General features: G+C 49.0%; 15 protein-coding genes. 7 read left to right on the top strand and 8 right to left on the bottom strand.

The window, feature by feature from the left end; genetic code table 11:
- Positions 1–30: 30 nt before the first annotated feature.
- The 8 genes from ABWO75_RS01205 to ABWO75_RS01170 form a co-directional block, all read right to left on the bottom strand.
- Positions 31–1,467 carry a Glu/Leu/Phe/Val family dehydrogenase gene (locus tag ABWO75_RS01205; protein WP_353181731.1) on the bottom strand — a complete coding sequence of 479 codons (1,437 nt, stop codon included), beginning with the start codon at positions 1,465–1,467 and terminating at the stop codon, positions 31–33.
- 81 nt (positions 1,468–1,548) lie between these two features.
- Positions 1,549–1,767 carry a CcmD family protein gene (locus ABWO75_RS01200; protein WP_353181729.1) on the bottom strand — a complete coding sequence of 73 codons (219 nt, stop codon included), beginning with the start codon at positions 1,765–1,767 and terminating at the stop codon, positions 1,549–1,551.
- Between the two features lie 66 nt (positions 1,768–1,833).
- Positions 1,834–2,502, bottom strand: coding sequence for a cytochrome c biogenesis protein CcsA (gene ccsA, locus ABWO75_RS01195; protein ID WP_353181727.1), 669 nt, complete (start codon positions 2,500–2,502; stop codon positions 1,834–1,836).
- A 21-nt stretch (positions 2,503–2,523) separates the two neighbouring features.
- Complete coding sequence (locus tag ABWO75_RS01190; protein ID WP_353181725.1) at positions 2,524–3,183, bottom strand: heme exporter protein CcmB; 660 nt, start codon at positions 3,181–3,183, stop codon at positions 2,524–2,526.
- 59 nt (positions 3,184–3,242) lie between these two features.
- Positions 3,243–3,584, bottom strand: coding sequence for a hypothetical protein (locus ABWO75_RS01185; protein ID WP_353181723.1), 342 nt, complete (start codon positions 3,582–3,584; stop codon positions 3,243–3,245).
- A 100-nt stretch (positions 3,585–3,684) separates the two neighbouring features.
- Entirely contained in the window at positions 3,685–5,511 is a 1,827-nt protein-coding gene (locus tag ABWO75_RS01180) for an ABC transporter ATP-binding protein (protein WP_353181721.1), read from the bottom strand.
- Positions 5,512–5,578: 67 nt separating this feature from the next.
- Positions 5,579–6,148, bottom strand: coding sequence for a hypothetical protein (locus ABWO75_RS01175; RefSeq protein WP_353181719.1), 570 nt, complete (start codon positions 6,146–6,148; stop codon positions 5,579–5,581).
- A 15-nt stretch (positions 6,149–6,163) separates the two neighbouring features.
- On the bottom strand, positions 6,164–6,949 hold the full coding sequence (locus ABWO75_RS01170) for an SAM hydrolase/SAM-dependent halogenase family protein (RefSeq protein ID WP_353181717.1): 786 nt from the start codon (positions 6,947–6,949) through the stop codon (positions 6,164–6,166).
- Positions 6,950–7,200: 251 nt separating this feature from the next.
- Between ABWO75_RS01170 and ABWO75_RS01165 the strand changes: the two genes are divergently transcribed.
- The 7 genes from ABWO75_RS01165 to hisH all read left to right on the top strand — a co-directional run bounded on the left by ABWO75_RS01165 (position 7,201) and on the right by hisH (position 13,550).
- Positions 7,201–8,166 (top strand): PhoH family protein, encoded by a 966-nt coding sequence (locus ABWO75_RS01165; RefSeq protein ID WP_353181715.1) that lies wholly within the window; start codon positions 7,201–7,203, stop codon positions 8,164–8,166.
- Positions 8,167–8,265: 99 nt separating this feature from the next.
- Complete coding sequence (locus ABWO75_RS01160) at positions 8,266–9,216, top strand: phosphoribosylaminoimidazolesuccinocarboxamide synthase (protein WP_353181713.1); 951 nt, start codon at positions 8,266–8,268, stop codon at positions 9,214–9,216.
- An 18-nt stretch (positions 9,217–9,234) separates the two neighbouring features.
- Complete coding sequence (locus ABWO75_RS01155; RefSeq protein WP_353181711.1) at positions 9,235–9,618, top strand: STAS domain-containing protein; 384 nt, start codon at positions 9,235–9,237, stop codon at positions 9,616–9,618.
- Positions 9,615–10,541, top strand: coding sequence for a ribonuclease Z (locus ABWO75_RS01150; RefSeq protein ID WP_353181709.1), 927 nt, complete (start codon positions 9,615–9,617; stop codon positions 10,539–10,541). The genes ABWO75_RS01155 and ABWO75_RS01150 overlap by 4 nt, the downstream gene beginning before the upstream one ends.
- Positions 10,542–10,617: 76 nt before the next feature.
- A complete protein-coding gene (gene hisC, locus ABWO75_RS01145; RefSeq protein ID WP_353181707.1) occupies positions 10,618–11,685 on the top strand; it encodes a histidinol-phosphate transaminase in 1,068 nt (355 codons plus the stop codon).
- A 32-nt stretch (positions 11,686–11,717) separates the two neighbouring features.
- On the top strand, positions 11,718–12,857 hold the full coding sequence (gene hisB, locus ABWO75_RS01140) for a bifunctional histidinol-phosphatase/imidazoleglycerol-phosphate dehydratase HisB (RefSeq protein WP_353181705.1): 1,140 nt from the start codon (positions 11,718–11,720) through the stop codon (positions 12,855–12,857).
- A 99-nt stretch (positions 12,858–12,956) separates the two neighbouring features.
- A complete protein-coding gene (hisH, locus tag ABWO75_RS01135) occupies positions 12,957–13,550 on the top strand; it encodes an imidazole glycerol phosphate synthase subunit HisH (RefSeq protein ID WP_353181703.1) in 594 nt (197 codons plus the stop codon).
- Positions 13,551–13,553: the final 3 nt, after the last annotated feature.

Here is a 13,553-nt window from a genome sequence, read left to right as displayed (position 1 = left end):
ACTTCATTTGAAATGACGGCTTTCCGGTAATTATGGCCAGATTCCGAGGTTCTGGTAAGATATCGCAATTTTATTGATGGAACCAATAAAGGCTGCTGTACGTAAGGTGTCAACTCCTTTAGTGGAATTTTTAACTTCCCGGATCTCGTGATATGCGCGGATCATGGTGTCTTCCAATCCGGAATTGACCAACTCCAGTTCGGAAGCGCCTTTTACAATCGTATTACGCTGTTCGTTGGTCAGGGATACCCCGGTCATAGCTTCCACCATGTTCACCAGGTTCAGGTTCGCCTTTTCCTCATACCGCTGATCCATGCGGCCGAACGCGACGTGCGACAGGTTTTTCAGCCATTCAAAATACGATACGGTAACCCCGCCGGCGTTACAATACATATCCGGAATGATAATCCCGCCATTTTTCACGAAAGCATTGGCTGCGGCAGGCGTGGTCGGTCCATTGGCCCCTTCCGCAATCACCTTTGCACGGATACGACCAATGTTCTCCATGGTAATCTGGTTTTCGAGCGCAGCAGGCACCAGCACGTCACAGGGCTGTTCCATGCCTGCGGCAGGGTTCTTAAACTCTTTTTTCGCGTGTTTAAAACCCAATATGGAACCGGTGTTTTTACGGTGCTGAAGAATGGCATCCGGATCCAGTCCATCAGGGTTATACAATGCGCCGTCGTATTCGCAGATGCCGACAATGATAGCGCCGAACTCCATGAGTACTTTTGCGGTATTGTAGCCGACGTTACCCAGCCCCTGAATAATTATCTTTTTACCTTCGATACCGGGTGTAAGGCCAAGCGCTTTCATGTCTTCGGGTGTGCTCAGGCATTCCCGTATAGCGATGGCCACCCCGCGGCCGGTAGCGGCTTTTCTGCCGGCAATGCCATGCAGGGAGAGCGGTTTTCCGGTAACACAGCCAAATGAATCGAGCTGCCCCGGGTTCATGGTTGTATACGTATCCGCGATCCAGCTCATCTCCCGTTCGCCCGTGCCATAATCGGGGGCGGGCACGTCAATGGCGGGTCCGATAAAGTTTTTCTTGATGAGTTCTACGGTATAACGGCGCGTGATCGTTTCCAGCTCATCCACCGAATAGTTTTTGGGGTTAATGGCAATGCCTCCTTTAGCACCTCCGAACGGCACATTCACAATAGCGCATTTAAAGGTCATAAGTGCGGCGAGGGCCATCACTTCATCCTCGTTAACCAGTTCGCTGTAGCGTATACCGCCTTTTGTGGGCGACATGTGCTGTGAATGTTCTACGCGCCAGGCGTTGATTACTTCCAGCCGGTCACCCCTTCGGAACGGGAAGCTGAAACGATAGACACTGTTGCATACCTTGATCTGATTGAGCAGGCCCTGTGGGTGTTTGGTAAACCGGGCTGCGTGGTCAAAAAATTCAGATACGTCATCAAAAAAGTGAGGCTGTTGGATGGAATTCGCTGTTGACTTAACCATAACCATACTTAATGTAAAGATTATTAAATTTTAGTTGTTTGCTGTTCAGCAGCGGGTAAGCCTTGACTGTGGATTTATGCGCTACGCTTTGCGCGATTTTTCCAACCTGGTGATTTTTCTGTCAATGGTGAATAAATAAACGGCCAGTCCAATCAGAATGATAGCCAACACCAGTATCACCACGTAAATCTTGCCCGAACTGCGAAAATCTGTGGCCATTTCGACCTCAGCATTTGTTTGGGCAAAACTACATATTAACCCATTGATAACTAATAGAAAAGAAAGAATTATCTTTTTCATATTGTTTCGCGTTAAATATTGCCAAAATTTAGCATTCACGTTTTATTATTTATATAATGCGAATATTTACTCGGATACAGTGTGGTTTTGGTATTCGAGTTTCCGGATGCGGAACCGCAATGTCATAATCCAGATGCCCAACAGAATCCACCCGACAGATGTAGGACGTAGCACAATCTTCATCGCTCCGTCCAGATCAAATTGACTGAAGCCCGAATTGCCACCGGCGCCCGGATGAAGCGAGTCCGTAGTTTTCGGAAGGATGTACATCAATACGATCATGATCGGAAAGGCAAATACATTGTAAATCGCGGAGATTTTGGCCCGTTTCTGCTCTTCCTCCAAGGCATTCCGCAATACCAGGTAAGCCAGGTACATTAACGTGGCAATGGCCGAGCCATTTAACTTCGGATCATTCGGCCATGGTGCGCCCCAGGTAAAGTTGGCCCATGCCATGCCGGTAAGTAACCCAAAAGTGCAAAAGACAACGCCGACATTTACGCTTTCAACAGCCACCAGGTCGTGATGCGGATTGTTGGATGAAAGGTATTTGATGCTGTAAATTACAGAAACAAGGTACAGTGTAAACATCGTAAACCACATGGGTACGTGGAAATATACGTTGCGAATGGTTTCATGTACTATCGGAAGGGCAGGTACAGGACCTAATAAGCCTGCAATAATACCATAGAGGATCAATAAAATCGCTAATATTTTCCACCAATAGTGTTTCATTGTCATGCGTAGTTTACGTTGTCAATCACGCCAAAGGTAAGGAAATAACGATAAAGAAATCGTAACAGTAATGACATTAATCGCTGCCAGCACCAGGAGTTCAGGGTAGCTGACGCTCCAGTCAAGTCCAAGCATCGCATTTTTGGATAACCTGATCAGGATAATCAGCAACGGGATGATAATCGGAAAGCTCAGTACCGCCATCAACGTACTGTTGTTGCCCGCTTTTGCGGCAATACCGGAAACCATGGTAAAGACGGCTGCAAAACTGACGGCGCCCAAAACCACGGCCAGCAGGTAAAGGATAAGGTCACCTACCGGCGTACCGAATATTACCGCATACGCCGTAAAAGCGATAGCGGATAGCAGCAACATGATCAGTACATTATAGCCTATTTTTGAGAGGATTATGGCTTTAGGTCCGGCAATAGTATAATAATACAATTGCCTGTTCTGGCTTTCCTGGACAAAACTCTTATTGATGGCATTGACCGAGGCAAAAAGCATAATAATCCAGAAAAGCACATTCCACGTCGTGGGATCTACCGATTTGAATGCTTGGTAACAGACAAATACCGTAGATACCACATAGAGCAGAATGCCGTTAAGTGCGTATTTGGAACGCCACTCGAGAATGATGTCTTTTTGGATCAGGGAACCGACCTCTTTCAGTAAGCTCATTTTCGCAAAGATACAATTCGTCTGTCAATTTAGGCGAATGTTTCCCTGCGTGCGGGCCATTAAGAGATGTCGGTTTTACGCCTGGCCGTTTTCATGGCGTCGGCTGCTTTGTTGATCGATTTTTTGGCAGCCTGGTCGGCCTTATTTAGCATTGATTTTCCACTGTTGGTCGCTTTGGCGCGCATGTCCTGTGCTTCCTTGCTTGCCTTGTTGGCCATTTCTGCCGCTTTGTCCAATCCCTTCTTCGCGTTGTTTTTCATGGAGTCCGTAAACTGACGGATTCCGTCACTTGCACAGCTTAACTGTTTACGGCCTTCCTTAGTGCCTAACAACAACCAGGTTATCGTTCCTGCAGCGAGTCCTACCAACGCAAAAGTAATGATATTGTTTTTCGTATTCATCTTAATGTCCTTTTGGTTTTATTTTTACCTTCAATTACTGAACAACCCTGTCGGCAAAATGTTTGCCGGCCAGGAGAAATAAAAACAAACAGACAGGGGGTTATTTATCAGCCAGCTGGAGTTTATATAGGTGGCGGTAGAGGCCTTTTTCCATTCCCATGAGTTCTTCGTGCGAACCGGCAGCTACTACCTGCCCGCCTTCCACCACGATAATCTGGTCCGCCTCACGGATGGTGGAGAGGCGATGCGCAATGATGATGGATGTCCGGTTTTTCATGAGTTCTTCCAAAGCCTCCTGTACCAGACGCTCCGATTCCGAGTCCAGCGAGGATGTCGCTTCGTCGAGGATAAGAATGGCCGGGTCCTTCAGTAGCGCCCGAGCAATAGCAATGCGCTGGCGCTGGCCGCCGGACAGCTTGACGCCGCGTTCGCCCACCATGGTGTCGTACCCTTCGGGAAAGTCCATGATAAAGTGATGCGCATTGGCCCGTTTTGCTGCTGTAATAATTTCCTCCGCATCGGCCGTTAACCGGCCATAGGCAATATTTTCACGAATTGTGCCGCCAAACAGCAGCACATCCTGCGGTACAATGGCCACTTGGCTGCGGATATCCGTCAATGCATAGCTGGCTGCTTCCACGCCGTCGAAAAGAATACGGCCGCTGTCGGGTTTATAAAACTGGAGCACCAGCGAGGCAATGGTCGATTTTCCGGTGCCGCTTGGACCGACAATAGCCACTTTTTCACCTGCTCTGGCTTCAAAGTTTACATTTTTAAGTACCGTGATTTCACGCCGCGAAGGGTAGGCAAAGGTGACTCCATCAAATGCAATACTGCCGTGCAGGTGACGTTCAATGGATTTTTCTTCCTGCAATAATCCCGAATCTTCTTCCTGCTCTTCCAGGATTTCAATGACTCGTTCGCTGGCGCCTATTGCTTTTTGTACGTTGGCGTATAATTCGGGGAAACTGCCCATGGATCCCGCAACAAAAATAGAATACAAGATGTAGGTCGTGAGTTCACCGACCGAAATATCGCCCGCGGCGACCAGCGATGAACCGTACCAGATAACCGCAACTACTGCGCCGAACAGGCAAAATATAATAAACGATGCAAACATGCCCCGGTAGGTAGCTCCTTTAACGGCAATTTTTACCACGGCTTGCAGGGTTTTTGAGTAACGGGAAGCTTCATAAGCTTCATTTACAAATGCCTTGACGTTGCTGATCCCCTGTAGGGTCTCCTGGACAACGGTATTGGACTCAGCCAGCCGGTCCTGCGCCTGGCGGGACAGTTTGCGGATAAAGCGGCCAAAGACCACGGCAATAACCACCAGGATGGGCAGTATACTGAGGTTGAGCAAGGTCAGTTTGCCCGAAACGACAAATAGCAGACAAATGCCCCCGGTAAGCAGAATGACCTGCCGGATGATTTCGGCGAGTGTAGTGGTCATCGTGTCCTGGATCTGTGCCAGGTCGGCCGACAGGCGGCTGTTCAGCTCGCCCACACGCCGGTTGGAGAAAAAATCAAGCGGCAGTGTGATGAGTTTATAATAGGAATCACGGCGAATATCGGCCAGGGATTTTTCGGCCACTTCCACAAACAGCCGTATCCGGAAAAACGATACGGCCGATTGGATAAACAGGATTACAAAGGCGACAATGCCAATGGTGCGGATGTCTGCGGGAAGCCAGGTATAACTTTGTTTTCCCTGTGCGGCATCGATCATAGACCCCAGTAAAGCCGGAAATGCCAGTGCCGTAAGGCTGGACAGGAATAAAAAAGCCATGCCAATAACAAACTTCACCCGATAGGGCCGAAGATACGCCAGTAGCCTGGCCGCCTTCTTCAGCGTGGTTTTGGTGAGTTTGGGTTTGGGCAGATCCTCTGGTGGCGCATCCCCGCTATTTAATCGTGCTCTTGCCATGTTCGGTTACTATCCTTATAAATAAAATTTATAGGGACAAAAGTATATACAATAACATAAGGCCGTATCACGCCTTCGTCAATTTTTTACGTCGCCGGAAAAAGAAGGCTGCCCACACGATGAGCGCCGCCAGGGTAAGCAGCAGTAATCCCAGGTAACGGCGATTGGTTTGGTGTAGCGACCGCAGTTCCTGCTGAAGTCGCTCCTGCTCCTGCTGGAGTTTGCTGATGGTTTTAATGTATCCATTGATCCTTCCGTCGAATTCAGAAGCCTGTTCCGCAATCTGGGTTTTTTCAAAATCCTTGAAATCGAGCAGCTGTTTGGTTTCCCTGAAGATATCATTATCCGTCAGTACAATCTGTTTGAGGATGTCAATGGAAGCCTGCATATCTTTTTTGGTCTTCAGTCCGAAAATGCCGGTGCGCTGTTCCAGGCTTTGGTTGAATTGGCCAAACCGGGCACTGCGCTGGTCAAGCAATTCGTTTACTTTATTGCGCTGCGCTTCGTAGGCGGCATTTGTCCGCTGTGTCGTATCAGGTGCCTGCCGTGCCAGCGCCCCGAAAGGCAGCCAGAGGAGGCAACCGAATAGCGCCGCCCATCGCAAGGGCTGGCCACATGTGCGGGTTGTATAACGCATAAATTTCATTTTTAACTATTTATTTCCGAATTCCACCCGGATGATGTCGCCTTTATTGAGTCCCAGTAACCCACTGGCATTCCCTTTGTTAATCGCGATTTCCAGGTAATTGCTAATGCCAAACAGACAGAGTTTTTCGCCTTCCGGAACCTCATTGTAGTGCCAGCTCATCTGGTCAATGGTTTCATTGCGCCTGAAATACAAAGTGAAACTTCTCCCGCGCTGCACTTTATTGAAAAGTTCCTTGCTGATGTTACTGATGACATTGCCGAACGAATCAATAAAAATAACGCTTCCCCGTAAGCCATCTTTCTCCACGATCGGTTGGATCAATGTCCGGTCAGTCAGCGAATCAATCGGATCGCCGATTTCCGAGAGCTTTCCGCCCTTGGCCAGGTGGCAGGCGGCTTTACTGAAGATGTCAGTAAGCGGGAAATGCAGGTATTTCAGGTCCTGAATGATGTTCAGCTCTACAATTTCCTGTGGCTTGCCATCGAGAATCAGGGAAAAGATGCCGTTATCTGCACCCACAAAAAAGTGATTGTTATACCGCAGGGCCAGGAAGCGGGTATCTTCATTGTTATACAGCGAATCAATGCCGATCAGGTGTACCGTTTTCTCAGGAAAGTACGGATAAGCATTTTTTAACACAAATGCTGCGTATTGAATATCGAAAGGGGGGATATCGTGCGAGATATCCAGCAATCGCACGGCGGGATACTGGCTGATAATACTGCCTTTAAGTGCCGCTTGGTAAAAATCTTTATGTCCTAAATCCGTCGTTAAGGTGATGGTACCCATTCCGCCATGTTATTGATAAAATCAAAAATCCGTACACTGGATCCGCTGCTCCATCGTAGAGGGCAAGTATACTGTGAAATTTCCGGATTCGCAAAGCGGCGGACGGGATAACTCCGCATACATGCGATCGTGGGTGCGATTTTTTATTTCGGCATAAACGGATATGAATTAATACCTATATTTATGGACTTTTTGGCTGCATTGGCCGTCGTGTGACGGAGCAGTGCACATATGGTTAATGGATAGCAAATTTGAACGAATTAAGTATTACCCTGGAGTATGTCAATCCCGCGGTATTGTGGGGAGCACAGAACGAGCATTTTGAAATAGTAAAAAAGCAATTCCCGAAGCTGAAGGTCGTCGCCCGGGGGAACGAGGTGAAAGTGTTGGGCGATGAGCAGGAGATCAGTGCGTTTAAGGGCTATTTCGACCGGATTATTGCCCATGTGGAGCAATACAACAGCTTAACACCGAATGATATTGAATCGATCCTGGAAACCGCAACGGAGGTAACGCCAACAAAAGGCAAAACGGCCGTCAAGGCAGAGGAAAAGCGTTCCGGGGACCCCATCGTTTTCGGGCCGAACGGGATGGTGATTAAGGCGCGGACGGCCAATCAGCGGCGGATGGTAGACAGCATCGTGAAGAACGACATCTTATTCGCGATCGGTCCCGCCGGAACGGGAAAAACCTATACGGCTGTGGCGTTGGCCGTGCGGGCGTTGCGCAACAAAGAGGTGAAACGGATCATTCTCACCCGGCCGGCTGTTGAAGCAGGCGAGAATCTCGGGTTTCTGCCCGGTGATCTCAAGGAAAAAGTTGATCCTTACCTGAGGCCGCTTTATGACGCGCTGGATGACATGATTCCGGCGGAGAAGCTAAAGGTGTTTTTGGAGAACAGGACGATTGAAGTGGCCCCGCTTGCGTTTATGCGTGGACGGACACTTGATAATTGTTTTGTTATTCTGGATGAGGCTCAGAACGCTACGGATATGCAGCTGAAGATGTTCCTGACCCGTATGGGACCCACGGCAAAATTCATCGTGACGGGAGATGTCACGCAGATTGATTTGCCCAAAAAGCAGCAGTCGGGCCTTCAGAACGCCATTAAACTATTGGATGATATTGAGGGCATCGATATTATTTATTTGAGCGGGGGCGATGTCGTACGGCATAAGCTGGTCCGACGGATCCTCGAAGCCTACGGGGATATTTAACGCAGCAATTGGAGATATCAGGCAGAAAGACAAACCCCGCCCATAGGGAATAAGTGAAATAAACAGCATCATGATAGGCGGCCGACCGCCTAACCGCATATGAATACGATAAAAGAAACCGAGTTTAATTTTGAAAGCCAGACGGCATTTTACCGAGGGAAAGTCCGCGACGTGTATACCATTGCCGATCAGTACCTGGCCATGATCGCAACCGACCGCATTTCGGCGTTTGACGTGGTGCTGCCCCGGGCAATCCCGTATAAAGGACAGGTGCTCAACCAGATCGCGGCAAAATTCCTCAAAGCAACCGAAGACATTGTGCCCAATTGGGTGCTTGATGTACCGGACCCGAACGTCACCATTGGCCGCCTATGCCAGCCGTTCAAGGTTGAGATGGTGATCCGTGGTTATCTGTCAGGCCATGCCTGGCGGGAATACCGCGCCGGAAAACGCGAAGTCTGCGGCGAGCCACTTCCCGATGGACTGAATGAAAATGACCGGTTGCCGGAACCGATTATCACGCCTACAACGAAGGCCAGCGAAGGACATGACGAAGACATCTCCCGTGCGGAGATTCTCCGGCAGGGACTGGTTTCGGAAGCAGATTACAGGCAGCTGGAAGCCTATACCAAAGCGCTGTTCCAACGGGGTACGGTACTGGCGGCGGAACGTGGACTGATCCTGGTTGACACCAAATATGAATTTGGTAAGCTGGGCGACCGGATATACCTGATCGATGAAATCCATACGCCGGATTCGTCGCGGTATTTTTATGCAGATAGCTATGAAAACCTGCAGCGGGAGGGCAAGCCCCAGCGGCAGCTGTCCAAGGAGTTCGTCCGCCAATGGCTGATCGAAAACGGATTTCAGGGCCAGGAAGGCCAGCAAATTCCGGAAATGACCGATAAAATCGTATCTTCGATATCCGAAAGGTACATTGAATTATATGAACACATTACTGGCGAACCCTTTAAATATCCGGAACAATCGGATGTAATGGATCGGGTGGCAAGCCAGACTGCCGTCGCCCTGCGGCGGATAATTAGTTAATCATTAAACAGACCCGGCATGAAATTCACCATTGATAAGCATGAGAAATACGTGATCATCCAGCCGCATGTTGAGCTGCTCGACGGAGATACGGCACCGAAGATCAAATCCGAATTCCTGCTGCAAAATACCGGAGGGCAACGTAACATTGTGCTTGATTTATCACATGTGCTGGACGCTGATTCCACGGGATTGCGTACGGTATTGCTGGCGCATCGGCTTTGCAAGGCTGCAGGAGGGGTGTTTATCGTGACCCACGCCAACGACCCGATTAAAAAACTGATCACGGTGTGCAACCTGGACGCCGTGCTGTCCATCGTGTCCGATAACATCGGCGCCGAGGATGTCATCTTTATGACGGAAATTGAGAAGGAGTTGCGCGGTGCTGTAGAAGAGGGATGAAATTTGAAGTATTGATATTGGGAAGCAGTTCAGCCACGCCCATATACGGTCGCCATCCAACTGCGCAGGTGATCAATGTGGAAGAACAGCTGTATCTCGTCGACTGCGGGGAAGGCACCCAGCTGCAGTTAATGAGATATGGTGTTAAGAGCAGCCGGATCAAGCATATTTTCATCAGCCATCTTCATGGCGATCATTACTTGGGCCTTATCGGTCTCCTTTCTTCCATGCACCTGGTAGGGCGCAAAGAAGCATTACACCTATACGGTCCCCAACCATTGAAGGAGCTGATTGAATTGCATTTTATGCATTCGCAGACCGTGTTACGTTATCCGTTGCATTTTCACCCAACCCAGGATCATTCGCAGGAAGTGATCGCCGATACAGCGCTTTTGCAGGTTCGTTCCTTTCCGCTGGATCACCGGATTCCCTGTACAGGGTTCCGGTTTGACGAAAAAGAACGGTTACCTACGATTAAGAAAGCGGAAACGGACCGGTTGGGTATCCCCAAACCTTATCTTTCATTGATTAAACAGGGACATGATTATGTGGCAGCAGACGGCACGGTACATGCCTGGCAGGATTTAACCGAACCACCCCCGGCTACGCTCAGTTACGCCTATTGTTCAGATACCCAGGCATCCGGTGGCTACCTGCCCTATATCCAGGACGTCGACTTGCTGTATCACGAAGCTACTTTTATGCATGAGATGCAGGACCGTGCCAGGGAAACGTACCATACCACGGCGTTACAGGCGGGCGAAGTAGCCCGGTCTGCCCGGGTCAGGCAACTGCTTATCGGACATTATTCGGCCCGGTATAAGGAGCTTGGGCAATTGCTGAAAGAGAGCAGAACCGTATTTCCCGATACGCAGCTGGCGATGGAAGGAAGCTGGTACCCCGTTCAGGCAGCAAGCGCTTAACGGCCTTGGCGGGCCTCGCGGGAAGCAAAGCATGGATAGTACGATATAAGAAAATAACTACACACGGTATATAAAAATGGCCTCATCATTTGATTTAAACAATCTTTTACGGGTAAACATCAGAAACCTGACCCCTTATTCCTCTGCGCGCAATGAGTTCAAGGGCAAGGCATCCACATTGCTTGATGCCAATGAGAATGCATTCGGCTCGCCATTGGATGTGTTTTACAACCGCTATCCAGATCCATTACAACATGAAATAAAACGCAAATTAAGCCATATCAAGGGGGTACCACCGCGGAATATTTTCCTTGGAAACGGCAGTGACGAAGCGATTGATATCTTGTTCCGGGCATTCTGCCGCCCGGGGATAGACAATGTAATCCTCGTACCGCCCACATACGGCATGTACGAGGTATCGGCCAACATCAACGATGTGGCTGTCAAAAAGATAAACCTCACTGAGGATTTCCAGCTAAACCTGGAAGGAATAGCCGAAGCCATTGACACCAATACCCGGCTCATCTTCCTCTGCTCGCCCAATAATCCCACAGGTAACTCGTTGCGCCGTGAAGATGTGGAAACGGTGCTGGCTAATTTTAATGGCCTCGTGGTGATCGATGAAGCCTATATCAATTATTCCCGGCAAAAGACATTTATACAGGAGCTGACCGAGTATGGCAATCTCGTGGTGCTGCAGACCTTGTCGAAAGCATGGGGCTTGGCCGGTTTGCGGTTGGGAATGGCTTTCGCAAGCGAGGAAATCATCGAGGTATTCAATAAAATCAAACCCCCGTATAACATTAACCAGGCCACACAGGAACTGGCGCTGAAAGCGCTGGATCAGGTTGAGCAGGTGAACGACTGGATTAAGGAAACCGTTTCCCAGCGGGAGCAGGTATCAGAACTATTGCGTACCTTTGACTATGTGTTGCATGTTTATCCATCCGATGCGAACTTTATTTTAGTCAAGACATCGGAACCCCGCGAAATTTATACCCATCTGGTTGACGCGAGTGTAATTGTCCGCGATCGCTCCAAGGTGGAGCTGTGCGAGGGTTGCCTGCGTATTACCATTGGCACCCCTGCTGAAAATGAACGCCTGATTGCGGCATTGCAGCAATATAAATCGGATAAACAGTAGTTGTAATATGATTAGAAAGAACATAGGGAAACATGGCCGATAGCATCAAAAGACTATTATTTATCGATCGGGACGGTACACTGATTCTGGAACCGGAGGACGAGCAGATCGATTCGTTTGCAAAACTTCAGTTTTACCCCGGTGCATTGCAGTACCTGCCCCGAATTGCACGGGAGCTGGATTTTGAACTGATCATGGTAACCAACCAGGACGGTTTGGGTACGGCATCGCACCCCGAAGTCAATTTCTGGCCGGTGCATGATTTCGTGATCAACACGTTTGCAGGCGAAGGTGCTGTGTTTGCCGCTACGCATATCGACCGCACATTTCCCCATGAAAATGCATCGACACGTAAACCGGGGACGGCACTGCTGACGTCTTATTTTGATCCGGAAAAATATGACCTGACTAATTCATTTGTCATTGGCGACCGGATAAACGATGTAAAACTGGCCCAGAACCTAGGGGCTAAGGCCATATGGTTACGGAATAACGATGCGCTTGGTGCGACCGAAGCGCTTGAGATCGACGAAACCACGGTGGCGCTGGAAACGTCAGACTGGCGTGCTGTCTATGAGTTTTTGAAACTGGGAACCCGCTCGGGTGAGTATCATCGTAAAACGAGCGAAACGGATATTTATGTCCGCGTAAACCTGGATGGCAAGGGAAAGGCCGACATCCAGACGGGCCTGCCATTTTTTGATCACATGCTCGACCAGATTGCCCGCCATGGGGGTCTCGATCTGACGGTACACGCCCGGGGCGATCTGCACATCGATGAACATCATACGATCGAGGATACTGGCATTGCGCTTGGCGAGCTCTTCCTGAAGACATTGGGCGATAAGCGGGGGATTGAACGTTATGCGTTTACGCTGCCGATGGACGACTGCCTCGCCCAGGTGGCCATTGATTTCGGCGGCAGGAGCTGGATAGTCTGGGACGCTGCGTTTAAGCGGGAGAAAATCGGTGACATGCCCACGGAAATGTTTTTCCATTTTTTTAAATCATTTTCCGATGCTGCTAAATGTAACCTCAACATCAAGGCCGAGGGAGACAACGAGCACCATAAGATCGAGGCAATTTTCAAGGCATTTGCCAAGGCAATCAAACGTGCGGTAAAGCGTGATGCCGAAAACATGGCATTGCCCAGCACGAAAGGAGTTTTGTAATTGCGCAGGAGCAAAGGAGCCTGGCAGTACGAAAGATACACACAGAAAATTATTTAATTAATAGCCAGCTGCAGTTAGCAGCTGGCTGACAGCTGAACGATGACAGGGATTATTAACTACGAAGCGGGAAATATTTTTTCACTTACGGCAGCATTGGACCGGCTGGATATCCCATACGGCATGATCAATAAGACCGGTGAAGTGGAACAATATGACCGGATCATTATCCCCGGTGTGGGTCATGCCGGCGCCGCCATGCAAAAATTAAGGGATTCCGGACTGGCTGATGCAGTGGGGGAAATTAAGAAGCCGGTACTGGGAATCTGTGTGGGTATGCAGCTGCTTACCGCTTATTCAGAAGAAGGAGATGCGTCATTACTGGATATTATTCCGCTGAAAACATATCATTTTGAGGGACGGATAGCCGAGAAGGTACCCCACACCGGCTGGAACAAGGTATATCCCGAAAACGACAATCCGTTATTCGAAAATCTGAAAAAAGATACCTACTTTTACTTTGTTCACTCTTATTTTATTGAATATAATGCTACTTTTACGGCCGCTTTTGCTCAATATGGACTGAAATTTTCGGCTGCCATTCAAGATAAAAACTTCTTTGGCGTACAGTTTCACCCAGAAAAATCCGGAGCAGCGGGCGAACAGTTATTATTGAATTTTTCAAATTTACGTTAATCA

Origin of the sequence: Parapedobacter lycopersici (genome assembly GCF_040395035.1) — a bacterium.
GTDB lineage: Bacteria > Bacteroidota > Bacteroidia > Sphingobacteriales > Sphingobacteriaceae > Parapedobacter > Parapedobacter lycopersici_A.
Note: the sequence above shows the minus strand (reverse complement) of the source record. Positions and strands in the feature narration are given on the sequence as shown.

Excerpts from the sequence above, each read along its gene's own strand:
- ABWO75_RS01190 (WP_353181725.1), bottom strand. The coding sequence starts at position 3,183 with ATGAGCTTACTGAAAGAGGTCGGTTCCCTGATCCAAAAAGACATCATT.
- ABWO75_RS01170 (WP_353181717.1), bottom strand. The coding sequence starts at position 6,949 with ATGGGTACCATCACCTTAACGACGGATTTAGGACATAAAGATTTTTAC.
- ABWO75_RS01200 (WP_353181729.1), bottom strand. The coding sequence starts at position 1,767 with ATGAAAAAGATAATTCTTTCTTTTCTATTAGTTATCAATGGGTTAATA.
- ccsA (WP_353181727.1), bottom strand. The coding sequence starts at position 2,502 with ATGAAACACTATTGGTGGAAAATATTAGCGATTTTATTGATCCTCTAT.
- ABWO75_RS01185 (WP_353181723.1), bottom strand. The coding sequence starts at position 3,584 with ATGAATACGAAAAACAATATCATTACTTTTGCGTTGGTAGGACTCGCT.
- ABWO75_RS01155 (WP_353181711.1), top strand. The coding sequence starts at position 9,235 with ATGAAATTCACCATTGATAAGCATGAGAAATACGTGATCATCCAGCCG.
- ABWO75_RS01160 (WP_353181713.1), top strand. The coding sequence starts at position 8,266 with ATGAATACGATAAAAGAAACCGAGTTTAATTTTGAAAGCCAGACGGCA.
- hisB (WP_353181705.1), top strand. The coding sequence starts at position 11,718 with ATGGCCGATAGCATCAAAAGACTATTATTTATCGATCGGGACGGTACA.
- hisH (WP_353181703.1), top strand. The coding sequence starts at position 12,957 with ATGACAGGGATTATTAACTACGAAGCGGGAAATATTTTTTCACTTACG.
- ABWO75_RS01180 (WP_353181721.1), bottom strand. The coding sequence starts at position 5,511 with ATGGCAAGAGCACGATTAAATAGCGGGGATGCGCCACCAGAGGATCTG.
- ABWO75_RS01150 (WP_353181709.1), top strand. The coding sequence starts at position 9,615 with ATGAAATTTGAAGTATTGATATTGGGAAGCAGTTCAGCCACGCCCATA.
- ABWO75_RS01175 (WP_353181719.1), bottom strand. The coding sequence starts at position 6,148 with ATGCGTTATACAACCCGCACATGTGGCCAGCCCTTGCGATGGGCGGCG.
- hisC (WP_353181707.1), top strand. The coding sequence starts at position 10,618 with ATGGCCTCATCATTTGATTTAAACAATCTTTTACGGGTAAACATCAGA.
- ABWO75_RS01205 (WP_353181731.1), bottom strand. The coding sequence starts at position 1,467 with ATGGTTAAGTCAACAGCGAATTCCATCCAACAGCCTCACTTTTTTGAT.